Genomic DNA, 23,024 nt, shown 5'->3' on the forward strand with positions numbered 1-23,024 from the left:
CAGGGGCAGCTGCCGGAGCGGCGACCGGAGCGGCCGGCGCCGCAACAGCCTCCGCCGGCGCCGCAACGGACTCGGCGGCCGGGGCCGCCGCCGGAGCGGGCACGCCCGCGGTCGCGACGCCGACCGCACCCGCGGCACCCGCAGTGGCGACACCAGCGACCGCGGCACCGGCCGCGCCCGCGGCGACCGCCGCCATGTACGCCGCCGGGTCCATGCCCAGCCCGGCCGCCGCCAGCGCGGTGGCCTCACGCTCGTGCTGCAGCGCGGTGATCTTGCGCACGACGAACACCGCCGCCACCGACGCGAGCACCAGCAGCACCCGCAGCGAGCCGGAGACGTAGTCCGCCGTCCGCAGGTCCGGGGCGTCGTCCACGACGATGTCGTCGAAGTTCGGGTAGAGGAACGTGCCGATCCACGGTGCCCACATCGCCAGCTGCAGCAGCACCCACCAGACCCACAGCGTCGCCTGGCGGCCCGGCGTCTTGCCGCCGCGCTCGGGGGCGTGCTGGTCGCTCGCCTTCCAGACGTCGTGCGCGATCAGCTTCGGGAACCAGAACCACACGACGGGGCAGAACCAGCCGCCGATCGCCCAGCCGCGCGCCAGGCGCTGCTTCGACGGGCCGAACAGGTCGACGTTGCACCGCGCGCGGTAGAACCAGATGACGAAGACCACGGCCGTCGCCGCCATCACCAGACCGGTGAGGGTGGTCGACGCCACCACGAAGTTGTCGGCGTTGTCCGCGTCCCCCGACGAAACCGAAGAGGCGTCGTCGATGAGGTCGTTCAGCAGCGACGCGCGCATGAAGAACGCGACCATCGTGACGACCGCGCCCAGCGCCGAGACGCCGAGCAGCGCGTACAGCGCGACCGCGAGGCCCTTCAGCGGGCGGAACGGCTGCGGCGGACGCCATCCGAACGGGGCGGTGCCGGGGTACCCGGGCATCCCCGGGTACGGCGCGGGCCCGCCCGGGAAGCCCGGCGCCGGAGCCGGTGCGCCGTACGCGCCCGTCGGCATCCCCGGCATCCCCGGCTGGCCCGGGTACGCGCCCATGGGAGCCCCCATCGGAGCCCCGGCCGGCACACCGTACGGCTGCTGCACAGGCATCTGCGGCTGCGTCGCGTACGGGTTCTGCGCCGCATAGGGGTTGTGCGGGTAGGCGCCCTGAGCCGGGACGGCCTGCGCGGGCTGCCCGTAGGGGGCCGGGGCCGGCGGCTGCGGAGCGGCCGGGGCGCCCACGGGGGCGGGAACCGGCGGCGCTGCCAGCGCGGCACCACAGTGCGAACAGCGGTCGGCCTGGGTGGACCAGGTGCCGCAGGCGGGACAGAGCACGGATGGAAACCCTTCGGTTACCGGTTGAACCAGCGATGGAGCAATCGGGACGGCGAAACGGAAATCAGCAGAAACAGGAGAAGAACAGCGCTTCGGCAACGGCCGCCGGACCGGGGCCCGACAGCACCCGCCCACCCCACGGGGCACGCGGACGGCGGGGGTACGCAAGCATCGCCCGGCCCCCCGACACGGCATCATGCCGTGCCGCACGCGGCGCCGGAACGAGGTGTCCGGATCGAGATGCCGCGGTGCACGGATCCCGCACCGCCACGTTTCGGGAACGTCCTTACAATAGGTGCCCATCCGGGGCCCGCGCCGGGGATAATCCCCCGCTCCCGTGCCCCAGTGTCCAGAGCCCCGACCGGGCCCTGGAACCCGCGACTTCCCGCGACATCCTGCGACCCGTGGATTCCGAGAACGACCTGTGAACTCACTCCCCGCGCTCGCTCACCTCGGCGGACGGCTCGCGACCGGCCTCCACGACGTCACCGACGACCCGGCCGCGCTCGACTCGAGCGGATTCTGGGCGGTCGTCGTGGACTTCGAGGGCGGCATGGTGTTCGCCCGCTTCTCCGACGTCCGCGAGGCGCCACTTCCGGCCGCGCCGTGGCGCGGCCCCGCGCCCGAGGCGTGGCGTACCTCGCTCGACGCCGACGCCTACCGCGACGGCGTCCGCCGCATCCGCGCGTACATCGAGCAGGGCGAGGTCTACCAGGTCAACCTGTGCCGCATGCTGACCGCGCCGCTGCCCGACCCCGAGCACGCCGACATCGTCGGACTCGCCGGCCACCTCGCGCGCGGCAACCCGGCGCCCTACGGCGGTGTCATACGGCTGCCCCGGCACGGTGTCCACGTCGCCTGCGCGTCCCCCGAGCTGTACCTGCGGCGGCGCGGCGACCGCGTCGAGTCGGGGCCCATCAAGGGCACCGGCCGCACCGAGGCCGACCTGCTGCCCAAGGACTACGCCGAGAACATCATGATCGTCGACCTGGTGCGCAACGACCTCAGCCGCGCCAGCGCGATCGGGACCGTGACCGTCCCCGACCTGTGCATCGTCGAAAAGCACCCCGGACTCGTCCACCTCGTCTCGCTCGTCGACGGCCGGCTCGCCGAAGGCGCGGGCTGGCCCGAGCTGTTGGCCGCGACCTTCCCGCCCGGGTCGGTGAGCGGCGCCCCCAAGTCCAGCGCCATGCGCATCATCCGCGAACTCGAGCCCGTCCCGCGCGGCCCCTACTGCGGCGCCGTCGGCTGGGTCGACGCCGACCGGCGCGAAGGAGAGCTCGCGGTCGGCATCCGCAGCTTCTTCCTCGACGGTGAGGGTCACCTCAGGTTCGGCACCGGAGCGGGCATCACCTACGGTTCGGACCCGCAGGGCGAATGGGACGAGACCGAGCTCAAGGCCGACAACCTGCTGAGGGTCGCGGCCGGCGGCGGCCTCGACCACGACGACGGCACCACCGAGGGAGCGGGACGATGAAGATATGGCTGGGGGACACCACCGGCGGCGGCCTGGTCCACGAAGAGGACGCCACGGTGTCCGTCGTGGACCACGGGTTCACCGTCGGCGACGGTGTGTTCGAGACCATGAAGGCGGTCGGCGGACAGGCCTTCGCGCTCACCCGCCACCTCCACCGGCTCACCCGCTCCGCGCGCGGCCTCGGCCTGCCGGACCCCGACCACGAGCTGGTCCGCGAGGCCTGCGCCGAGGTCCTCTCCGCGAACCCGCTGGACGGCCCCGGCCGGCTCCGCATCACCTACACCGGCGGCCCCTCGCCCCTCGGCTCCGACCGCGGCGGCGCGCCCGCCACCCTCGTCGTCGCCCTCGGCGCCGCGAAGCCGCGCCCCGCGAGCACCGCCGTCGTCACCGTGCCCTGGACGCGCAACGAGCACGCCCCCACCACCGGGCTCAAGACCACCAGCTACGCCGACAACGTGGTGATGCTGGCGTACGCGGCCAAGCGGGGCGCCTCCGAGGCCCTCTTCGTCAACACCGCGGGCCTGCTGTGCGAGGGCACCGGCTCGAACGTGTTCGTCGCCCTCGGCGGGCGCCTGCTCACCCCCAAGCTGTCCGCGGGCTGCCTCGCGGGCATCACCCGCGCGCTCGTCCTCGAATGGTGCGACGCGGAGGAGGCCGACCTGCCGCTGTCCGTGCTCGCCGAAGCCGACGAGGTGTTCCTGACCTCCTCGCTGCGGGACGTCCAGGCCGTCCACCGCATCGACGACCGCGAGCTCGGCGAGCCCGGACCGCTGACGCGTGCGGCCACGGCGGCGTTCGAAGTCCGCGCCGCCGCCGACATCGACCCCTGACCGGGCCGCGCGCCGCCCGCCCCGCGCCGGATTGACCCGCGCGCCGGGCGGGCAGCACCCCATCGACGAGCCGATCGATCAGTACGTCGACCGGCACCGCGATCAGGACGGGGGCGGCCGACGTGACCACCACACTGCGACCGGCACCGCACACCACGCGCCCGGTCGACGGTGCCGGCGACTGGTACGCGATCTGCGCCAACGGCCGCCCCATCGGCCGCCTCCACCTCGACGCGCACGGGCGGTGGGGCGACGGCACAGGATGGATCGACCACGTCGAGGTCCTCGCCTCCCGACGCCGGCACGGCCACGGCTGCGTCGCCCTGCTCGCCGCCGAGGAGATACTGCGAGGCCGAGGCTGCGGCCGCGTCGCCGTCGAGGTCCCGGAAGGCAACCTCCCAGGCCTGCGCCTCGCGGCCACGCTCGGATACGCCTTCGACAGCCGCTACCTCGTGGCCCGCGTCCGCGGCGGCATCGGCGCCGCCCGCAGCATGCCCGACGCCCCGCGCGGCCTGACCCTCGCCCCCATGACCCCCGACGAGCACGCCGCCTGGACCGACGACGCCTGGCTCCGCTGCGTCACCCTGCTCAGCGAGCAAGGCTGGTCCCTCCGCCACGCCGAAGCCCGCGCCCACGCCCGCCTCCGCGGCGGCGAGCAACGCCCCTACGCCCTACGCACCCCCACCCACGAACTCGCAGGCGTCGTCTGGCTGGACTCCTCCCCAACCACCCCCGGCCGCGCCGAAGTCCGAGCCCTCGAAGTCCCCACCCCCTGGCGAGGCCGCAGCCACGGCCGCCTCCTCCTCCGCACCGCCGAACACCTCGCCTACGCAGCCGGCCTGGGCGAACTAGGCCTGGAACTCGTAGGCCCCGTCCCAGCCGCCCGCCACATCGCGACCGCCATGGGCTACCGCACCCAATCCCGCCAACTCGGCAAACCCATCCTCTGACAAGCCTTACCAGGATTGCGAGTTGGGAGGCCGAGGCGGCCGGACGCGGGCGCGACTGGGGGGCTACGCCAGCCACGCATGAGCCCGACGCACACGAGCCCCACTCTCGCGCGCCCGACTCGAACCCGACACCGCAGCGACGCCTGCGACGCCGACGGCCTGGCCACCCCACGCGCTCCCCGCCCGCATCAGACGGCGCGGCCCCGGTGACGTGCGAGCCCGGTGTACACGTAACCCACCTCGCCCGACCCGATCCGAGCCGAAACCGGCACCGTGGCAATGCACACGACCTCCGACCCCCCCCGCGCTCGGGCGATCGAGCCGAACTCGCGCCACGGGGAGGCCCGCGAGACCGGCCCTGCGTGGGCAGCCCCCTGCTCGACGCCAGTGCCCGCGCCTCTGCTCCGCACCAGCCCGGTCTCGCCCGCCCGCAAGTGGCGGCTCGGGCTGCGGGGGCGAAGGCGGCGCGGGTGGCGCGGCCGACTAGCCCACCCCTGCCCGCGAGCTCCCCGCCCGGGCGCGGCGGCCCGAGGCCGAGCGCCGAGCGCTGAGCCCGCGCTCGGGCGATCGAGCCGAACTCGCGCCACGGGGAGGTCTGCGAGACCGACCGCGTGCCCAGCCCCGCGCGCCGCGCTCACGCTGCGCTCGCGCTCGGTGCCTGCGTCCTCGCTCCGCGCCGGCCCGGTCTCGCTCGTCCGCGCGTGGCGGCTCGGGTTGTGGGGGCGAGAGCGCGCGGCCGTTCAGGGGCGCGTGCGGGCGCTCCCCGTCGCGGGTGTGGCGCGTGTGTGCGGTTCCGTCAGTGGCCCTGGGCCGTCAGGAGGTCCTCGATGCGTTGGCGGATGCCGGTCTGGTCGAGGTGGGCGTCGAGGAATTCGCCGGCTACCTCGTAGGTCGGGGTGCCCTTGACGCCGATGGCGGCGCCTTCGGCTTCGTCGGCGTCTACCTGGAAGATGTGGCGGCCGTCGATCAGGGCGAGCTCCAGCTCGTCGGCGTCGAGGCCGAGGTCGGCGGCGATTTCCACCAGCAGGCGTTCGGCGGCCGGGCCCTTTGCGGCGGCCAGGTCTTCGACGCGGGCGAGGACGGCTTCGACGTAGGGCCACAGGGCGCCCTGGGCGCGGGCCTCCTCGGCGGCCTGGGCCGCGATGTGGGCGTGCTTGTGCTTTTCGAGGGGGAAGTGCCGGAGCTCCACGACGAGTTCGGGGCCGAAGCGGGCGCGCAGGGCGGCCAGGTCGGTGAGGGCGGTGCGGCAGTCGGGGCACTGCAGTTCGCACCAGATGTCGACGCGAGGAGGGCGCGGAGAGCTCATAACCGCCAGTCTTCCAGGTGGAGACGGGTACTCGGTCTCCAGTACGACGCCCGCAGCGCGCGCGTGCGGGCACTATGGAGGTGTTCCGTCGTGGAGGGAGCACGTGATGTCCGGCGCAGGTGTGGTGACCGGGGCCGTATGCGCGGCACTGACCGGGCTGGGGTTCGTGCTGGCGGTGCAGTCCGCCCAGAAGGGCAGGTATCTGCGGGCGACCCGCTGGGTCGGCCTCGCGCTCATCCCCATCGGGCTGTACCTGACGGGTCTGGCGACGCTGGGCCGCAGGGTGGGGTCCGCGGTGGCCGACTGGGCGACCGACCTGGCCTTCGGTGTGACGGCGTGGGCCGGCGTCGCGGTGCTGGCGGTGTCCGTCGGGCTGCTGCTGGTCGTACGGATGATCGGCGCGCGGAGCGGTGACGACTCCCCGCCGGCCCCCGAGGCGTCGGGCCGGTCGTCGATCGACGCGTTGCTCAGCGGGGGCGGCCCGAGCGCGTCCGGCCGGAGCCTGCCGCAGTCGACGTCGGGCCAGGCGCAAGGCCAGCCCGCGCAGCGTCCTGGGAAGCCGGCCAAACAACCGCGTGGGCGGCGTGGCGACAGCGGCCTCGGCCCGGAGTTCGACGAGATCGAGGAGATCCTCCGCAGGCGGGGAATCTAACCCTGGGAACCGCGCTTTTCCGCCGGATAGCGATGGCGGGTTTGACGCGCGCTTGTGAATCCGGTCACTTCCGGGCGGACGCGAAGGCCGCCGCGACGCGACATCCATGATGCGTCCCAGTGGATATGTATGCGCGAATAACCGGGAAGTTCAGGCAATTCCCAGGAACCCCTGAGCTTCACCCTCGGCGAGCACCGTAGATCTATCGACTCCGGCCAGATCCGGCATCGGATAGGACGCTCTTACGAGAAATGCGAACGCCGGGCGCGACCGTCATCCATGGCCTTCGAACCGCCCGGGCGCGGCGCCGTGGCCGACCGCCCCAACCGGTGCGTGGCGAGAAGTCGACAACGCTCCCGGGGACGCAGAAGCCGACCGGACCCTCTTCCCCGAGTGGGAGGTCCGGTCGGCTTCCGGGCTACTGCAAGGTGCTTGGATCCCGTGGGAGCCGCCCCGCCGCGCCGCCCCTGCGGGCCCGTTGATGTCCGGTCGGTTGGCGACCGACCGCGCAGGCCAGAGGGGGTGGCGGAAGGATCAGCTCTCGGCGAGGATCTGCGAGAGCTCGCGGTCGAGGTCGAAGTAGCGGTGTTCGGCACCGGGCGCGACCGCGGCGTTGGTGCGCTTCAGGAACGACTCGAGCGCCCGCGCGGGAGCCTCGAGAAGCGCCTCGCCCTCCGGGGAGCTCAGCGCGATACACACGATGCCCTGGCCGTGGCTTCGGGACGGCCACACGCGGACATCTCCGGTGCCGGAAGGCTGGCGCAGCCCTTCGGCGAGCAGGTCGCGGGCGAACACCCAGTCGACCGTCTCATCCGCACCGGTGTGGAAAGTGGCATGCACCGCGTAGGGGTCCGACGAGTCGTAGCGCAGTCCCGCGGGGACGGGAAGCGAAGACTCGGCGGAGACGACGAGGCGCAGGTGCAGCTCGCAGCTGACCGTGGTGTTCATAAGCGCCATGGCCTTTCGCTCAGTGTGCGCTCGGGGATTCGCACTCGGCGTTCGCAACATCCCACCTACACGCCGTTCGTAAACGTCGTTGCCCGATATACGCGGCTCTGGGTACTCCTTAAGAGCGAAGTCCCCGCGAAACCCGCCAATGGTCCCGTGTACGCCCCGTAGAGGCGTCCCAGACGCGCCGTCGCATGGGGGAACACATGTTCACTCGCGGCTCTCCCTTGTACCGTGGTCCGACCCGCGCGAGGTGTGCGGGTCGCGCTGCTTTGAGGCGAGAGACGAGGGGAACAACGGATGGACACGGGCGCCGTTCCCGACGCCGACGCGACGACGGCCGGACCCGAAACGGCCGACGAGCGGTCCCAGGTGCCCCGTCCGCGTCACCACACCTCACGCGCCCCGCACTTCGTGAAACGTTCCCGCACGCTCCACCTCACGTGGCAGATCGGCGTCGCCATCGTGGGCTTCGCGGTCATCGCGGCGGGCATGGCGATGATGGTGCTGCCCGGCCCCGGCATCCCGGCGCTGCTGGTGGGCCTCGCGATCCTGGGGACCGAGTTCGTCTGGGCGCAGCGCACGCTGCTGTGGACGAAGGACCAGGCGGCCAAGGCGGCGCAGCGGGCGCTGGACCCGCGCACGCGGCGCCGGAACATGATCATCCTGACCGCGGGCTGCGTGCTGATCGCCGCGACCGCCGGCGGTTACCTGCTGACGTTCGGCCTCGTCCTGCCGTGGCAGGTGTGGTGACGGCCGTGGCCAAAAGCCCCTCGTCGATGCGGTAGGGTTCTTCCTGGCCCGGGCGATTAGCTCAGCGGGAGAGCACTTCGTTCACACCGAAGGGGTCACTGGTTCGATCCCAGTATCGCCCACCAGGCAACAGGCAACCTGTGTCCGCGGAAAGCGCGGACCGGGTTGCCTGTTTCTTTTTCGGCGGCTTCGCCGCGGCGGGGGCTTCGCCACCCGCACCCCCGGCCTTCGGGGTGGGGCTGAGAGGGGCGGGGCTTCGCCACCCGCACCGCGGCCTTCGGGGTGGGGGCTGGCGGGGCTTCGCCGCCCGCATCCCCGGTCTTCGGGGTGGGGGCTGAGAGGGGTCGGGCTTCGTCTTTCGGGGCTGGGCTTCGGGGTGGGGCACCTGGGGGTTTTCGGGGCCGTCGGGGGAGGGCGTTGTGACGGGTGAGACGGGACCCGCTGTGTTGTCTCGAAGCGCGGCACGACATGATCTGTCGGTGACCGACACGGACCAACCACGCACCACACGGTGGACCGGAGGCACGGAGTGAGCGCGGCCGGCACAGGGTTGTTGTTCTCGCCCTGGCTCTGGCTCGTACTGCCGCTGACCGTCTGCACCGACTCCGTCGTGCCCGTCGTGCCCGGCGACGAGCTGGTCATGGCGGCCGCCGCCGTCGGGCGGGACCATTTCGGCTACCTGGCGCTCGTGCTGACGCTGGCGGCGACGGGAGCGTTCGTCGGCGACCAGTGCGCGTACGCGGTCGGCCGGGCCGGGCTGCGGCGCGGCGGCGACATGACGCTGGGGCCGCGTCGGCAGAAGGCCTTCGACCTCGCCGAGCGGGCGCTGAACCGCGGCGGGATGGCCGCGCTGGTCGCGGCCCGGTTCCTGCCGGGCGGGCGTACCGCGGTGAACATACTCGCGGGCCGGGTCGGCTATCCGCCCCGGCAGTTCCGGGCGGCCACCGCGGTCGGCGCGACGATATCCGTGTCGTACGCCCTGACCCTCGGCGCGCTCGCCGGCCAGTTCGTGCACGACAGTCCGCTCTTCGTGGCCGGCTGCGGCATGGCGCTGGGCGCGTCGGTGCCGCTGCTGGTCGGGATACCGGCGCGCATCGTGAGGGTCGTGCGCCGCCGCCGCGAGGCCGCCGACGAGGCCGCGTCGCAGGTCGAGGTCGGCGCCGAAGCGGGCTGAGCGCCGCGCTGCGGGCCCGGGACGTCCCGCCGCAGGGGTTGGTCGGGGTCGGACGCCCTCAGGGCGCGAGCGGCCCTGGGAGACGCCGAGGGCCGGGCACGCGTCGCGCGCACCCGGCCCTTCCGTCTGACGTGCGGATCAGGCGCCGCGTTCGGTCAGCATCCCGCGCATGAGGTCGATCTCGCTGAGCTGGCCGTTGACCATCGACTTGGCGAGGTCCTTGACCACCTGCGTCGTCGCGTGGTCGACGGCGTCCTGGGCCATGGCCACACCCGCCTGGTGGTGGGTGATCATCAGCTGCAGGAACATCACCTCGGCCTCGCGGCCCTTCAGGGTGGCGAGCTTGTCCATCTGATCCTTGGTCGCCATGCCGGGCATCAGCGGGGCGTTCGGATCGGGCGCCATCGTCATCCCGGGCGCCATGGAGTGCCCGGACATCGCCGTCATGCCGGCCGGCGACATCCACTTCATCGGCGGATCCATCGTGGTCTGCGACAGGCCCCACACGCTCAGCCAGCCGGTCATCTGACCGATCTGGTTCTGCTGCGCCGTGAGGATGTCGTAGGCCAGCCGCCGGGTCGCCTCGTCCTGGGTCGCGTCCCGGACGACGAACGACATCTCGACGGCCTGTGCGTGGTGGACCTTCATGTCCCGCGCGAAGCCGGCGTCGACGGAGGTGTCGCTCGGCGGGTTGGGCACGCCCGGCTGCGGGACGCCGAGCATCGTGGGGGTGCCCGTGGGCTTGGCCGAGCCGCCGTCGTCCGACGAACAGGCCGCGAGCACGGGCAGGGCGAAGAGCGCGGCCGCGGCGAGCGCGACCGCCTTGGAACGGATCGTCACGACTTGACCGGCTTCCCCACTCCGCCGCTGCACGACGCACCGGGCTCGGGCGTCGTCTGCTGGTTCACGCGGTACAGCTTGATGAAGTCGTCGATGCGCGGGTCGTCCGCGTTGTCGACCTTCAGCTGGAAGCCCCACGCGGTCACCGTGATCGGCGTCGACATGTCGTCGTGCGGCGACAGCAGCATGTAGTCCTGCTTCGCCTTCGCCTTCAGCTTCGCCACCTGGTCGGCGGGCAGCGTCGGGCTGTAGGTGATCCAGACCGCGCCGTGCTCCATCGAGTGCACGCCGTTGCGGTCGGCGATGGACTCGTTGTAGATGCCGCAGGTCTGCCAGTTCGGGTCGTGCTGGCCGCCGACCGGCGGCTGCTCCTTGTAGATGATGTTCTTGTTCGGCTCGTGCGTGCGGCTCGCGCTGTACGCCACGACGCCCTGGATCGGGCTGGCGATGTTCGGCGCGGGCGCGACCTCGGCGGTGATGGTGCCGGTCTTGTCGCCGCCCCCGCCGTCGGACGTCATCACGACGACCGCGAGGCCGGCGATCACACCGCCCGCGACGATCACCGCGGCCGAACCCAGGATCGCCGAGCGGCGGCGCGCGGACTTGCGGTCCCGCTCACGCTGCTCGGCGACCCGCTGCCTGGCCGCCGCCATCTTGGCGTTCTTGGCGGCCTTGTTCTGCTTCTTCGAGCCGGACTGCGGCCCCATGGTCCCCTCCGGGGAAAGTCTGTGTGTGCTGTGGTCGAGGGTGGGCGGACGCGCCCGGACGCCGACTGCGGGCGTGCGGGGGCGCGACAGGCCCTGCTCAGGTCCGGCTGACGCAGAGATGGGTCAGCTCGGTCGGCACGGCGCTGCCCGCCGACGCGGGGGCGGGCCCCACGGCGTCGGGGTCGACCAGCCACGGGGGGACGAACGATCCGACCGGCGGCGGGAACACCGGCGGCACGGGCGGAACCGTCGACTGCGAGCACACCCGGACGTCGGGGTGGCAGCCGCCGGGGCCGCCGTGCGCGTCGTCGGGGCTGGAGGCGTGGAACGGGCACAGCATCGGCTGCCCGGTGTCGGACGCGGTGACGGCCGGGGGAGCGGACGCGGCGGCGTGCGCCGGGAACGTCCCGCCGAGGAGCGCGGCCAGCATGAGCAGCGCCACGGCCAACGCACGAACGGCGGGCCGCAGCGGTGCGGCCAACACGTCCGTCCGATGCGTCACGCGCCCATTCTCACCCGAAAGAGTGAACGATCCAGAGGCGGGACGGATATTTGGCCGACTCGATGGGTAAACCAGGGCCGACGCGGGCCGGATCACCGAGGTGGTCGCGGCCCCTTTTTGCGCGCCGGAGCACGCCGACCGACGGGGCCGAGCCGCCGTCGGCTCGGCCCCGTGAGGCACGTCGCACGCGCCCGCCGGTCGGTCAACGGCACGCCCGTGCACGGTGCGCGCCTTGTGAACGCCGTGTGCGGGCGTTGTGTGCGCGTCGTGGAGCCCCGTTGAACGGCCGCTGACCTGCGGTGATCTCGCACACGACCTTCACAGGTGCTCCGCGATCACCGCGCGGAATCGCCGTATCGCCGCCCTAGCGTCTGCGGCGGGTCGCCGACGGGGCACCGGCTGGAGCCGGGTCTGTCATCCGCGTCGGCAGATGACGGGGAAGGTGGCGGGGCGTGCGCGACGAGACGGACGGCAGAGGCGACGACGCGGAGGAGGCGGCGCGGGAGCCGGCCTCCGGAGGGACCGGCGCCCACGACGAGAGCGGCGGGCGGGTGGACGGGCCGGCGGGTGGCTCCGGCTGGTGGGATCCGTACCTGCTCGGCGAGCCTCCGTCCCCGCCTCTGGCGGTCAGTCGGTCCTTCTGGCCGTCCGAGGACGATCCCGCTCCGTGGCCGGTGCTCGTCGGGGTCGCCCTCACCGCGGTGCTTGCGGGTGCGTTCTGCGCGGCGTCGGGCTTCGGGGCGAACGTTCTGGTGGTCGCGCTCGCGGCGACCGGGACGGCGATCGTCGCCGGGCGGGCCGGCGGGCGGCGGGGGCGGCCTGGGTGGTGGCGGGGCGGGTTCGCCCTGCTGGGGCTGTTCCTCGCCGCGGTGCCGTTGTGGCGCGGGGACGACGGGTTCGGCTATCTCACCGTGGTCGCCGCGTTCGCGGCCGCGGCGCTCGCACTCGGCGGCGGGAGGCGGTGGGCGCAGGTCGCCCGGCAGCCGCTGGTCGTGATCGCGCGCTTCCCCGGCGGAGCGGAGTGGGTCTCGCAGGGCGTCTCCGCGCTGGTGGCGCGGCGGCGCGGCGGAACCGGTGCCGCGATGCGGGCCGTTGCGGCGACCGCGGCCCTCGGCGGCGTCTTCGTCGGGCTGTTCGCCGCCGCGGACGCGGTGTTCGCGGATCTGCTCGGCGGGCTCGCGCCGGACGAGGGCGTCGGCCCGGTCCTGCTGCGTGTGCTGTTCGCCGTCTTCGGGACCGCACTGGCCGCCACCGCGGCGTGGACCGCGTACGACCGCCGTGACCGACAGCGGGAGGACACAGAGCCCGAGCGCGCCGGGTACCGGGTCGGGTCGCGCATCGAGTGGCTGCTTCCGCTCGCGGTCCTCGACGTGCTGTTCCTCGGCTTCGTGGTGATCCAGGCCGTGGTGCTCTTCGGCCACCAGGACGGGCTGCTGGACGACGTGGAGACCTCGCGCGCCGCGTACGCCCGCGACGGGTTCTGGCAGTTGATGACGGTCACGGTGCTGACCCTGGCCGTCGTCGCGGTGACGATGACCGTCGTGCCGCGTGAGCGCGCCGCGGACCGGCGGTTGGCCAAGCGGCTCGTCGGCGTCCTGGCGCTGCTCGCGGTCGGCGTCGGGGCGGCGGCCCTGTATCGGACCGCGTCGTACGTCGGCGACTTCGGCCTCGACCGCGTCCGACTGGTCACCGCAGGAGCCGAAGTGTGGCTGTGCGCCGTGCTGTTGATGGTGGTGCTGGCCACACTGGTGCGCGGGGTCACCGCCGCGCTGCCGCGCATCACCGCGGCCGGGGCGCTGGTCACCGTGGCGGTGCTGGGTGCGGTGTCACCGGACGCGATGGTCGCCGACCAGCGCGTGCGGTTGTACGAGCGAACCGGCGCGATCGACCTGGACTACGTGCGGGGCCTGGGCCCGGACGCCGTGCCGGCGCTGGACCGGCTGCCCGAGCCCTATCGTTCCTGCGCCCTGGCGGACATCGCGGCCGACCTCGACGAGGGCCACCCCTGGTACGCGACGAGTCTCGCCGAGGTGCGGGCCGAGCGGATCCTCCGGGACCGCCCCGTCAAGCCGAAGTGGAACTGCCCGTCGGCGGTGTCGTCCGAGCCGGGTGAGCGCCGATGAGTGCGGGTTCCTGCGTCGCCACGTCGTTTGTGGAGGACCGGTGAGCCCCGGCGACGACCGGGCCGCATCCGAGCCCGCCGAGCACGAGCCGACCGGTCCCGAACCGGCCGAACCCGACCTCACCGGCCGGGACGCGGTCGAGGGCGACCCCTCTCGCGCGGATCCCGCCGGCCCGAACCCCGTCGAGCCCGCCCCGACCGGCCCGGACGATCCGCGCTCACGCCCCGCTGTCCTCGCCGCACCTGCCCCCGTGCTCCTCCTCGCCCTCGCCGCCGGGGTCTGGTGCGCGTTGACGTTGCGCCACGCTCTCGGCGTCAACCTCCTCGTCGCCGCCGGGTTCGCGGGGGCCGCCGCTTGGTGCGTTGCGCGGCGGCGGGGTGTCAGGGCGCACGGCTGGCAGTTGCTGTGGGCGTTGTTCTCCGTCGGGTTCGCCGCGTTGCCGGCGTTGCGGGACGACTCGTGGCTGCACAGCTACACCACCGTCGCCGCGTTCGGGTTCGGGGCGCTCGCGTTGACGGGTCCGCAGACCTGGTCGGCGATGTTCGCGCGGCCGCTCGCCGTCGTGCGGGCGGTGCCGGCCGGGGTGCTCTGGGGTGCGCGCGGCGTGGTCCGTCGGCGCGGCCCGCGGGGCGCGGCGCTGCGTGGGGGAGTCGCGGCGCTCGGGCTGCTGGTCGTCTTCGGGGCGCTGTTCGCGATGGCGGACGCCGTCGTCGCCGCGTTCTTCGTGATCCCGCTGGGCGCGGTCGATCCGCGCGGAAACGTCGGCCGCGTCCTCGTCGGGGCGGGCGGCGCCGTCGTCGTGCTGGCGGCCGCGTTCGTGGCGGTACGACCGAGGCCCGTCGAGCCTCCGGCCAAGCGGGCCGGGGCGCGGCGGACCGTCGAGTGGGCCTTGCCCTTGCTCGTCCTCGACGCGGTCTTCGCGGTGTTCGTCTTCGTCCAGATCGCCGTCGTGGTGTTCGACGGCTACCAGGACGTGCTGGCCCGCAAGGGCGTCAACTACGCCGAGTACGCCCGTCAGGGGTTCGTCACGCTGATCGTCGTCACCGCACTCACCCTGGCGGTGCTCGCCGTCGCCGCCTATGCGGGCCCGGCCCGCGGTGCACCGGGGCGCCGCCTGTTCGAGGCGTTGACCGGCATCCTCTGCGTGCTCACGCTCGTCGTGGTGGTCGCCGCGCTGCACCGGCTCGAGCTGTACGTCGACTATTCGGGCCTGACCAGGCTGCGTCTGTGCGCGGCCACGTTCGAGCTGTGGCTGGGCGTCGTGGTGGTGCTGGTCCTCGTAACCGGCCCGTGGGCGGCTGCCGCGCGCCGCCTGCCGCGCGTGGTCGGGGCGTCGGGCGCGGCGGTGCTGCTGGCGCTCGGCCTTGTCTCGCCGGACGCGCTGATCGCCCGCGTCGACCTCGACCGGCAGCGCGAGACCGGTGTCGTCGACGCCCGGGACCTCGAGGGGCTGTCGGCGGACGCCGTCCCGTGGCTCGACCGCTTCCCCGAGCCGCAGCGCACCTGCCTGCTGCGTCCCATCGCCGCCGACCTGGCGCACGGGCCGGACGCCTGGTTCGAGACCAACCTCGCGCGGTCCCGGGCCCGCGCGCTGCTGGCGCGGCGCCCGCTGCTGGCGGACGTCGAGTGCGAGCCGGCCGCGGACGACTCCGGCGGCGACCGCGACGACACCTATGACCCCTATGCCGCCCCCGCGTCCCGCCGGGGCGACGGGCAGGCGCGTCCACCCTCCGTACCCCGATAGCATCGGATCACCACTAACGACCTACTGTCAGGAGAAGGCTGTGTCCGACGCCCGAGTGATCATCAATCGCGACCCGGAGCGGGAAGAGCGCTTGGTGGCCACGGGTACGACGGCCGCCGACCTCTTCGACGGCGACAAGTCGGTCGTGGCGGCCCGCGTCGGCGGCGTGCTCAAGGACCTCGCGTACGTCGTCGCGGACGGCGACGAGGTCGAGGCCGTCGCGATGGACTCCGAGGACGGCCTGAACATCCTCCGCCACTCGACCGCGCACGTCATGGCGCAGGCGGTGCAGGAGCTGTTCCCCGAGGCGAAGCTCGGCATCGGCCCGCCGATCAAGGACGGCTTCTACTACGACTTCGACGTCGAGATCCCGTTCACGCCGGATGACCTCAAGAGCATCGAGAAGAAGATGCAGGAGATCATCAAGCGGGGGCAGCGCTTCTCGCGCCGCGTGGTCGCGGACGACGACGCGCGCGTCGAGCTGGCCGACGAGCCGTACAAGCTGGAGCTGATCGGCCTCAAGGGCTCCGCCGCGTCGAGCGACGACGGCGCGAACGTCGAGGTGGGCGCCGGCGAGCTGACCATCTACGACAACATCGACGCCAAGACCGGCGAGCTGTGCTGGAAGGACCTGTGCCGCGGCCCGCACCTGCCGACGACGCGGAACATCCCGGCGTTCAAGCTGATGCGCTCGGCGGCGGCCTACTGGCGCGGCAGCGAGAAGAACAAGCAGCTGCAGCGCCTGTACGGCACGGCGTGGCCGAGCCGCGACGCGCTCAAGGCGCACCTGACCTTCCTCGAGGAGGCCGAGAAGCGCGACCACCGCAAGCTCGGCAGCGAGCTGGACCTGTTCTCGATCCCCGAGGAGATCGGTTCGGGCCTCGCGGTGTTCCACCCCAAGGGCGGCATCATCCGCCGTGTGATGGAGGACTACTCGCGCCGCCGCCACGAGGAGGCCGGCTACGAGTTCGTCTACACGCCGCACGCCACCAAGGGGAAGCTGTTCGAGGTCTCCGGGCACCTGGACTGGTACGCCGACGGCATGTACCCGCCCATGCAGCTCGACGAGGGCATCGACTACTACCTCAAGCCGATGAACTGCCCGATGCACAACCTGATCTACCGGGCGCGCGGCCGTTCCTACCGTGAACTGCCCATGCGGCTCTTCGAGTTCGGCACGGTGTACCGGTACGAGAAGTCGGGTGTGGTGCACGGCCTGACCCGGGCGCGCGGCTTCACGCAGGACGACGCGCACATCTACTGCACCCGGGAGCAGATGGCGGCCGAGCTGGACTCGCTGCTGACCTTCGTGCTGAACCTGCTGCGCGACTACGGTCTCGAGGACTTCTACCTGGAGCTCTCCACCAAGAACCCGGAGAAGTACGTCGGCGCGGACGACGAGTGGGAGGAAGCCACCGAGACGCTGCGCCAGGCCGCCGAGAAGCAGAACCTCGAGCTGGTCCTGGACCCGGGCGGCGCGGCGTTCTACGGCCCGAAGATCTCGGTGCAGACCAAGGACGCGATCGGCCGGTCCTGGCAGATGTCGACCATCCAGGTCGACTTCCAGCTGCCGCAGCGGTTCGACCTGGAGTACCAGGGCGCGGACGGCAACCGGCAGCGCCCGGTCATGATCCACCGCGCGCTGTTCGGCTCCATCGAGCGGTTCTTCGCGGTGCTGCTCGAGCACTACGCGGGCGCGTTCCCGGCGTGGCTGGCGCCGGTGCAGGTGGTCGGCATCCCGATCACCGACGCGCACATCCCGTACCTGCAGGACGTCGCGGCGAAGCTGCGCGCGAAGGGCATCCGCGTCGAGATCGACACCGCGGACGACCGCATGCAGAAGAAGATCCGCAACGCGCAGAAGGCCAAGGTGCCGTACATGCTGCTGGCGGGCGACGAGGACGCGTCGAACGGCGCGGTCTCGTTCCGCTACCGCAACGGCGAGCAGAAGAACGGCATCCCGGTCGACGAGGCGGTCGCCGAGATCGTGAAGGCCGTCGAGGACCGCGTGCAGGTCTGACGCGCGCCCACGTAAGCCTTGGGCCGCCGCCCACCCCTTCTCGTGAGGGGCGGGCGGCGGCCCTTTGCGTGGCCGCCATTCTTGACTGATCGTTCTTGAAAGGGATAGGTTTCGGGGCATGGCGAGGACCAAGGAGTTCGACCCGGACGCGGTGTTGCAGCGGGCCCTGGAGCTGTTCTGGCGCAAGGGCTACGAGGCGACGTCGATGGCCGACCTGGTCGAGCACCTGGGCATCGGGCGGGCGAGCATCTACGCGACGTACGGCAGCAAGCAGGAGCTGTACCGCAAGGCGTTCGACCGCTACCTGGAGAACGGCGTCGATTTCGCCGGCATCCTGTCCCAGCCGGGGCCGGTGCTGCCGGCGGTGCGCGCGCTGGTCGAGCGGTTCGCCGACGACGCGTCGCAGGACACCGACCGGATGGGCTGTTTCGCCGTGAACACCGCGGTCGAACTGGTCGCGCACGACGAGGTGCTGGCCTGCAAGGTGGCGTCCAACTGGGACTCCATCGAGGCGACGCTGGTCTCCGCGCTCACCCGGGCGCGGGCGCAGGGCGAGCTGCCGGCGGACCGGGACGCGCGCGAGCTGGCGCGGTTCCTGCTGGTGGTGCTGCAGGGCATGCGGCTGGTCGGCAAGGCGTCGGACGATCCGGCGCGGATCCGGGCGGCGGCGGAGGTGGCGCTCGGCGCGTTGCGCTGACGGTTTCGGCGGGGAGTGGGTGCGCTTTCGTGCACCCTCATATTGGAACGATCATTCCAGATATTCAAGTGACGTGAGCACCGTGAGTAAGGGGAGAGCAGCCATGTCCGCACGCTTCACCGGCAAGGTCGTCCTGGTCACCGGAGGCGGCACCGGCATCGGCCGCGCCGCCGCCCGCGGGTTCGCGGCCGAGGGCGCCACGGTCGTCGTCGCCGGCCGCACCGAGGCCGGTCTGGAGGAGACCGTCGCCCTCATCGAGAAGGACGGCGGCAAGGCCGACCACGTCGTCGCCGACGTCACCAGCGAGAACGACGTCGAAGGCCTCGTCAGGGCCGTCGTCGAACGGCACGGCGGCCTGCACGTCGCCTTCAACAACGCCGGCGCGTTCGGGCCCTCGGGGCCGGTCGGCGAGCTGGACGCCGACGCGTTCCGCGCCCTGCTCGACGTCAACGTGATGGGCGTCTTCCTCGCCATGAAGCACGAGATCGCGCACATGAAGGCGCACGGCGGCGGGGCCATCGTCAACATCGCGTCCAACATCGGCACCCACCGGCGGCTCCCCGGCGCCGCCGCGTACGCCACCTCCAAGGCCGCCGTCGCCGTCCTGACCCGCGCCGCCGCGGCCGACCACATCCAGGACGGCGTGCGGATCAACACGGTCAGCCCGGGCGCGAGCGACGGGCCGATGTCCTACCGGCCCGGCGAGACCCGCGAGGACCGCGACGCACGGCTCGCCTCCAGCATTCCGCTCGGCCGCGTCGGGTCGCTCGACGAGATCACGGCGGCCGTGCTGTACCTCGCTTCCGACGAGGCCGGATTCACCGTCGGCGCCGACCTCGTGCTGGACGGCGGCGTCACGGCCTGAACCAGGGGCGGGCGTACGGTGACAGGCCGTCGTCATAGGATTCCCATCATGACGAGCGAGCCGGAGCTGGAGCAGCAGAACGGGGTGGGCGAGCCGGACGCGTTCCAGCGGCTGTGGACTCCGCACCGGATGGCGTACATCAAGGGGGAGAACAAGCCGAGCGGGCCCGCGTCCGACGACGGCTGCCCGTTCTGCGAGATCCCGAAGATGGACGACGCCGACGGCCTCATCGTGCGGCGCGGCGACAGCGTGTACGCGGTCCTCAACCTGTACCCGTACAACGGCGGCCACCTGATGGTCGTCCCGTACCGGCACGTCGCCGACTACACCGACCTCGACGACGCCGAGACCGCCGAGCTCGCCGAGTTCACCAAGCGCGCGATGACCGCGCTGCGCAAGGCGTCCGGCGCCCAGGGCTTCAACATCGGCATGAACCAGGGCCTGGTCGCCGGCGCCGGCATCGCCGCGCACCTGCACCAGCACCTCGTGCCGCGCTGGGGCGGCGACACCAACTTCATGCCGGTCATCGGGCACACCAAGGTCCTGCCCCAGCTGCTCGCCGACACCCGGGCGATGATCGCCGACGCGTGGCCCGCGCACTGAACCGACCGCGGCTCTGCACTCGGAGGAAGACATGACGACCCGTCCCGTACTGGTCTTCGACGGCGACTGCGGCTTCTGCACGAAGTCGGTCGAGGTCATGGAGCGCTACATCGCCCCGGACATCGAGGTCACCGCGTGGCAGTTCGCCGACCTCGAAGAGCTCGGCATCACCGCCGAGCGGGCCATGCACGAGGTGCTGTGGGTCACGTCCACGGGCGATGTGTACGGCGGCGCCGAGGCGGTCGCGAAGATGCTCGCCTACAAGCGCGGCGCGTGGTCCGTGCCGGGCGCCGTCCTGCAGCTGCCGCCGGTGAACCTGGTCGCCGCCAAGGCCTACCGGCTCATCGCCGACAACCGCTACAAGCTGCCCGGCGGTACGCCCGCCTGCGCGATGCCGGCGCACCAGCGGCCCGGCGCAGCGTCCGCGGCGGCCTGACCGCCCCGCACCCGCCGGTCAGGCGGGCTGCTCCGCCGGTATGGACTCGGTCCGGGCCGGCCGGGCGGCCCGCCGCCCCGCGAACCGGCCCTCGACCGTGGCCCGCGCCCGCTCCCACGGCACGAACGCGGTCAGCGTGATGATGGTCGGCAGGAAATGTATGCCTATGCACAGCCACGTGAACAGGTGGAAGCCGAGCCAGAACACCAGCGCCGCGGCCAGCCACCAGCGGCGCAGGAACAGGATCACCGGCGAGAGCACCTCGGCGACGAAGACCACCCACTGCCCGAACCGGAGCAGGTCGGGGTGGTTGAGGAACCAGTGCCCGAGCGGGGTGCCGCGCCGCTCGATCGCCCACGTGAACGTCGCGCCGCTCGCCCAGCCCCAGCCGGACTCCTTGACCTTCGCCCACGCCGCGAGCGAGTAGGTCGAGATCGCCGCGATCTGCATGCAGCGCAGCGTCCACCCCGCCGCTTCGCTCGGGGTGTCGTCGCGGAACCGGGCCCGGCCCGCGGTGGGCAGCAGCCACACCGCCATCATGATCGCGAAGTGGTCGTGGTCGACCTTGCCGTACGACATGTTGATCAGCTGCCACCACGAGAACGCCGCCGCCACGACGACGCCCAGGACACGGTGGAAGCGCCCGGTCGCCGCCAGCGGCGCGGCGATCAGCAGCACCCACTGCAGCGTGTCCGCGATCCCGGGTGTCGGGGTCGGCAGGTGCAGCAGGCGGGCGAACAGCACCGGCTGGTAGAGGTTCCCCGGCAGCGCCGCGGTGCCCTTGACATCCTGCGTGACCACGAGGATGTCGAACGGGATGAACAGGTAGACCAGCGCCCGCACCCACGCGATCCGCGAGCCCGCCACGGGCTCGAACCACCAGCGCCGCAGCACCCCGCGCACGCCGCCCGCCGGCGCCCCGGGCGCCGAGGTGCCCGACATCAGCGCACCTGCCAATCCACGAGCTGCTGCGTCTCCTTGTGGTCCCGCGCGCCGTCCTTGAGGACGATCCGCTCGCGCATGACGTACAGGCGCGTGTAGTGCGGCATCCCCGGCTGGAGGCGCCGCTGGGTGTCGGCGATGCTCTGCAGGAGCGACGGGTCCGCCATGATCCGCCCCAGCTGCGCTTCCAGCTCGGCGCGCGCCATGCCGGCGGCGTTGCGGGTCATCGGCACCTTGACGCGGGCTCCGGAGTCGGTGTTCGCCTCGAGGTAGTAGGCGTCGATGGACCCGTTCGGGTCCGTGCGGAACGCGAACATCGACATAGGGGCGAACGGGAAGTTGTCGTCGTTGTGCGTCGCGGTCCCGTAGACGAGGAGTCCGATGCCGAGCACTGCGGCCGCCATGCGCCACCATCGGCCGGGCGCGGACAAGGACTTCACGTCCCCCGGCGCAGCAGTCACGAGATCCCCGTCGTTCGCGCCGCGGACGGGGCGGCGCGTGGCGCGCCCTACGCCGCCGCGGCTGGCTTCCGGAACCGGGCCACTCTATCCGGGCCGTGGTGGCGCCGGTCATCGCGCGTCCGGCCCCGCGCCCGTCGGCCGAACGGCGGGCGCACGGCCCGCCGGAAGGGGGAGCGACGCGACGCGGACATGCGTGATGGGCAGTGACGGGCAGGCGTGTTCATAAACTGATCACACTGGTCGGATGCGCGGCCGGAACGATTGCGCCCGGCACACCGCCGACCGGCCCCGGGCGCGGGAAAGGCGGGCACGCATGCGTCGGGCGGGCCGGTGGATCGTGGTGGGCGTGGTGTTCGCCCTGCTCGGCACCGGCATCGCGCTGGCCGCCGTTGACGACGCCGGGGCGCCGAGCCCCGCACAGCGTGTCCCGGCCCTGGTGTCCGGCGGTGTCGCCGCGGACCCGGACGCGCCCGACGGCATCGTGGAACTACCGCCCGGCGCCCCGCCCACCCCGCCGACCGAGGCGGAACGCGCGTGGCTGGACGCCGGACGCGTTCCAGGCGCGCCCGGTGAGCTGCGCGAAACGGCCGAACGCGCGTTGCTCGACATGCGGTTGCTCACCCGCCCCGACGGCGGCGTCGCCGCGGCGTGGAGCCCGATCTGGCGGTACACCTGGCCCCGCGACGCGGCCTGGGTCTCGGCCGCGTACTCCGCCACCGGCCACGGCGGCGAGGCCCTGGCCGTGCTGCGCCACCTCGCCGCGCTCCAGCGCCGGGACGGCGGCTGGGAGGCCCGCTACCGGCTCGACGGCCGTCCCGTCGCCGACGGACGCGAGGCCCAGCTCGACGCGTCCGGCTGGGTGCCCTGGGCGGTCTGGTTCTGGTACGCCGAGCAGGACCCCGCGGACCCGTCGGCCGCCGCCGCCCGCGAGGAGCTGTGGCCCGCCGTGCGCGCCGCCGCCGACCGCGCCGCGGCCTCGCTGGGGGAGGACGGCATCCCCGGCCCCGGCGCCGACTACTGGGAGACCCGCACCGACCAGCGGACCCTCGGTACGGCGGCGCCGCTGCTCGCCGGGCTGCACGCGGCCGCGGACCTGGCCCGCACCGGCGGGCACGGCGCCGAGGCCGAGCGCTGGGCGCACGCCGCCGACGTGCTGCGGGACGGCATCCGCGACGAGTTCGGGCAATACGGGTACGGCCGCACGCCCTCCGCCTCTGGGCTCGCGGACACCGCCGTGACCTGGCTCGCCCTGCCGTTCGCCGCGCCGGAGCCGGACGTCACCGACGCCGTCCACCGCGCGGCCCAGGCCCTCACGCTCGACAACGGCGGCATCCTCCCGGGCAACAACTGGCGCGGCCACCCGCAGGTCGCCTGGACCCCCGAGACGGCGTCGTTCGCGCTGTACGACGCCGCGTCCGGCAACCGCGCCGCCGCCGAGGCCCGGCTGCTCTGGCTCGCCCGGCACCGCACCCCGCACGGCTCGCTGCCCGAGAAGGTCGCCCCGAACGGCAGGCCGGCCTCGGTGGCGCCGCTGGCGTGGACCGCGGCCGCGGTGATCCTGGCGACGACCGCGCTGGACCGCCCGCTCCCGACCCCGCCGGGCTAGGTGGGCCCGTCCGGACACAAGACCCCCGGACGTGCCGGGACGGGGCCACGCCCGCGCG

22 protein-coding genes and 1 tRNA gene are annotated in these 23,024 nt (G+C 73.0%); 15 read left to right on the plus strand and 8 right to left on the minus strand.

All coding sequences use genetic code 11. The features are described from left to right. Positions 1 to 1,237: DUF4328 domain-containing protein (locus QI554_RS41770; RefSeq protein WP_281478277.1), on the minus strand; the 1,237-nt coding region annotated here is incomplete at its 3' end. A gap of 517 nt (positions 1,238 to 1,754) precedes the next feature. Here QI554_RS41770 and QI554_RS41775 point away from each other — a divergent pair. The 3 genes from QI554_RS41775 (at position 1,755) to QI554_RS41785 (ending at position 4,587) form a co-directional block, all read left to right on the plus strand. After that, entirely contained in the window at positions 1,755 to 2,807 is a 1,053-nt protein-coding gene (locus tag QI554_RS41775; RefSeq protein ID WP_281478279.1) for a chorismate-binding protein, read from the plus strand. Further along, positions 2,804 to 3,637, plus strand: a complete 834-nt coding sequence (locus QI554_RS41780) for an aminotransferase class IV (RefSeq protein WP_281478282.1) — start codon at positions 2,804 to 2,806, stop codon at positions 3,635 to 3,637. Before QI554_RS41775 ends, QI554_RS41780 begins: the two co-directional genes overlap by 4 nt. A 122-nt stretch (positions 3,638 to 3,759) precedes the next feature. Continuing rightward, positions 3,760 to 4,587 carry a GNAT family N-acetyltransferase gene (locus tag QI554_RS41785; RefSeq protein ID WP_281478284.1) on the plus strand — a complete coding sequence of 276 codons (828 nt, stop codon included), beginning with the start codon at positions 3,760 to 3,762 and terminating at the stop codon, positions 4,585 to 4,587. A 796-nt stretch (positions 4,588 to 5,383) separates the two neighbouring features. Here QI554_RS41785 and QI554_RS41790 read toward each other — a convergent pair. Continuing rightward, positions 5,384 to 5,893, minus strand: coding sequence for a DsbA family protein (locus tag QI554_RS41790; protein WP_281478285.1), 510 nt, complete (start codon positions 5,891 to 5,893; stop codon positions 5,384 to 5,386). Between the two features lie 106 nt (positions 5,894 to 5,999). Between QI554_RS41790 and QI554_RS41795 the strand changes: the two genes are divergently transcribed. Continuing rightward, the gene (locus QI554_RS41795) at positions 6,000 to 6,545 is read left to right on the plus strand and encodes a hypothetical protein (RefSeq protein ID WP_281478288.1); all 546 of its coding nucleotides are present in this window, start codon (positions 6,000 to 6,002) and stop codon (positions 6,543 to 6,545) included. 534 nt (positions 6,546 to 7,079) lie between these two features. On the opposite strand, the gene QI554_RS41800 is transcribed toward QI554_RS41795, so the two are convergent. Beyond that, positions 7,080 to 7,493 carry an SsgA family sporulation/cell division regulator gene (locus tag QI554_RS41800; protein ID WP_231779752.1) on the minus strand — a complete coding sequence of 138 codons (414 nt, stop codon included), beginning with the start codon at positions 7,491 to 7,493 and terminating at the stop codon, positions 7,080 to 7,082. Positions 7,494 to 7,793: 300 nt separating this feature from the next. Here QI554_RS41800 and QI554_RS41805 point away from each other — a divergent pair, with 300 nt between their 5' ends. The 3 genes from QI554_RS41805 (at position 7,794) to QI554_RS41815 (ending at position 9,420) form a co-directional block, all read left to right on the plus strand. After that, on the plus strand, positions 7,794 to 8,246 hold the full coding sequence (locus QI554_RS41805) for a TIGR02611 family protein (protein ID WP_281478289.1): 453 nt from the start codon (positions 7,794 to 7,796) through the stop codon (positions 8,244 to 8,246). 50 nt (positions 8,247 to 8,296) lie between these two features. Then, positions 8,297 to 8,371, plus strand: a tRNA-Val gene (locus tag QI554_RS41810). Positions 8,372 to 8,775: 404 nt separating this feature from the next. Beyond that, positions 8,776 to 9,420: a DedA family protein gene (locus tag QI554_RS41815; RefSeq protein ID WP_281478291.1), complete on the plus strand. Its 645-nt coding sequence runs from the start codon at positions 8,776 to 8,778 to the stop codon at positions 9,418 to 9,420. Positions 9,421 to 9,558: 138 nt separating this feature from the next. On the opposite strand, the gene QI554_RS41820 is transcribed toward QI554_RS41815, so the two are convergent. From QI554_RS41820 to QI554_RS41830, 3 genes are all read right to left on the minus strand, one after another. Then, entirely contained in the window at positions 9,559 to 10,260 is a 702-nt protein-coding gene (locus QI554_RS41820; RefSeq protein ID WP_281478293.1) for a DUF305 domain-containing protein, read from the minus strand. Further along, on the minus strand, positions 10,257 to 10,967 hold the full coding sequence (locus QI554_RS41825) for a thioredoxin-like domain-containing protein (RefSeq protein WP_281478295.1): 711 nt from the start codon (positions 10,965 to 10,967) through the stop codon (positions 10,257 to 10,259). Before QI554_RS41825 ends, QI554_RS41820 begins: the two co-directional genes overlap by 4 nt. A gap of 97 nt (positions 10,968 to 11,064) precedes the next feature. Continuing rightward, entirely contained in the window at positions 11,065 to 11,469 is a 405-nt protein-coding gene (locus QI554_RS41830) for a hypothetical protein (RefSeq protein ID WP_281478298.1), read from the minus strand. Between the two features lie 452 nt (positions 11,470 to 11,921). Between QI554_RS41830 and QI554_RS41835 the strand changes: the two genes are divergently transcribed. The 7 genes from QI554_RS41835 (at position 11,922) to QI554_RS41865 (ending at position 19,957) form a co-directional block, all read left to right on the plus strand. Next, positions 11,922 to 13,592 carry a DUF4153 domain-containing protein gene (locus QI554_RS41835; RefSeq protein ID WP_281478299.1) on the plus strand — a complete coding sequence of 557 codons (1,671 nt, stop codon included), beginning with the start codon at positions 11,922 to 11,924 and terminating at the stop codon, positions 13,590 to 13,592. A 40-nt stretch (positions 13,593 to 13,632) separates the two neighbouring features. Then, positions 13,633 to 15,336: a DUF4153 domain-containing protein gene (locus tag QI554_RS41840; protein ID WP_281478301.1), complete on the plus strand. Its 1,704-nt coding sequence runs from the start codon at positions 13,633 to 13,635 to the stop codon at positions 15,334 to 15,336. A 40-nt stretch (positions 15,337 to 15,376) separates the two neighbouring features. Further along, the gene (thrS, locus tag QI554_RS41845; protein ID WP_281478302.1) at positions 15,377 to 17,356 is read left to right on the plus strand and encodes a threonine--tRNA ligase; all 1,980 of its coding nucleotides are present in this window, start codon (positions 15,377 to 15,379) and stop codon (positions 17,354 to 17,356) included. A 118-nt stretch (positions 17,357 to 17,474) separates the two neighbouring features. After that, positions 17,475 to 18,053 carry a TetR/AcrR family transcriptional regulator gene (locus QI554_RS41850; protein WP_281478304.1) on the plus strand — a complete coding sequence of 193 codons (579 nt, stop codon included), beginning with the start codon at positions 17,475 to 17,477 and terminating at the stop codon, positions 18,051 to 18,053. 103 nt (positions 18,054 to 18,156) lie between these two features. After that, entirely contained in the window at positions 18,157 to 18,918 is a 762-nt protein-coding gene (locus QI554_RS41855) for an SDR family NAD(P)-dependent oxidoreductase (RefSeq protein ID WP_281478306.1), read from the plus strand. A 48-nt stretch (positions 18,919 to 18,966) separates the two neighbouring features. Next, complete coding sequence (locus tag QI554_RS41860; RefSeq protein ID WP_281478309.1) at positions 18,967 to 19,521, plus strand: HIT family protein; 555 nt, start codon at positions 18,967 to 18,969, stop codon at positions 19,519 to 19,521. 31 nt (positions 19,522 to 19,552) lie between these two features. Next, positions 19,553 to 19,957, plus strand: coding sequence for a thiol-disulfide oxidoreductase DCC family protein (locus QI554_RS41865; RefSeq protein ID WP_281478311.1), 405 nt, complete (start codon positions 19,553 to 19,555; stop codon positions 19,955 to 19,957). An 18-nt stretch (positions 19,958 to 19,975) separates the two neighbouring features. Here QI554_RS41865 and QI554_RS41870 read toward each other — a convergent pair whose 3' ends face one another. Then, positions 19,976 to 20,899: a hypothetical protein gene (locus tag QI554_RS41870; protein ID WP_281478312.1), complete on the minus strand. Its 924-nt coding sequence runs from the start codon at positions 20,897 to 20,899 to the stop codon at positions 19,976 to 19,978. Beyond that, positions 20,899 to 21,303: a hypothetical protein gene (locus tag QI554_RS41875; protein WP_281478315.1), complete on the minus strand. Its 405-nt coding sequence runs from the start codon at positions 21,301 to 21,303 to the stop codon at positions 20,899 to 20,901. The genes QI554_RS41870 and QI554_RS41875 overlap by 1 nt, the downstream gene beginning before the upstream one ends. A 370-nt stretch (positions 21,304 to 21,673) precedes the next feature. On the opposite strand from QI554_RS41875, the gene QI554_RS41880 reads away from it, so the two are divergent. Further along, a complete protein-coding gene (locus QI554_RS41880; RefSeq protein ID WP_281478317.1) occupies positions 21,674 to 22,966 on the plus strand; it encodes a glycoside hydrolase family 15 protein in 1,293 nt (430 codons plus the stop codon). Positions 22,967 to 23,024: the final 58 nt, after the last annotated feature.

The organism is Yinghuangia seranimata (genome assembly GCF_029953285.1).
GTDB classification, from domain to species: domain Bacteria; phylum Actinomycetota; class Actinomycetes; order Streptomycetales; family Streptomycetaceae; genus Yinghuangia; species Yinghuangia seranimata.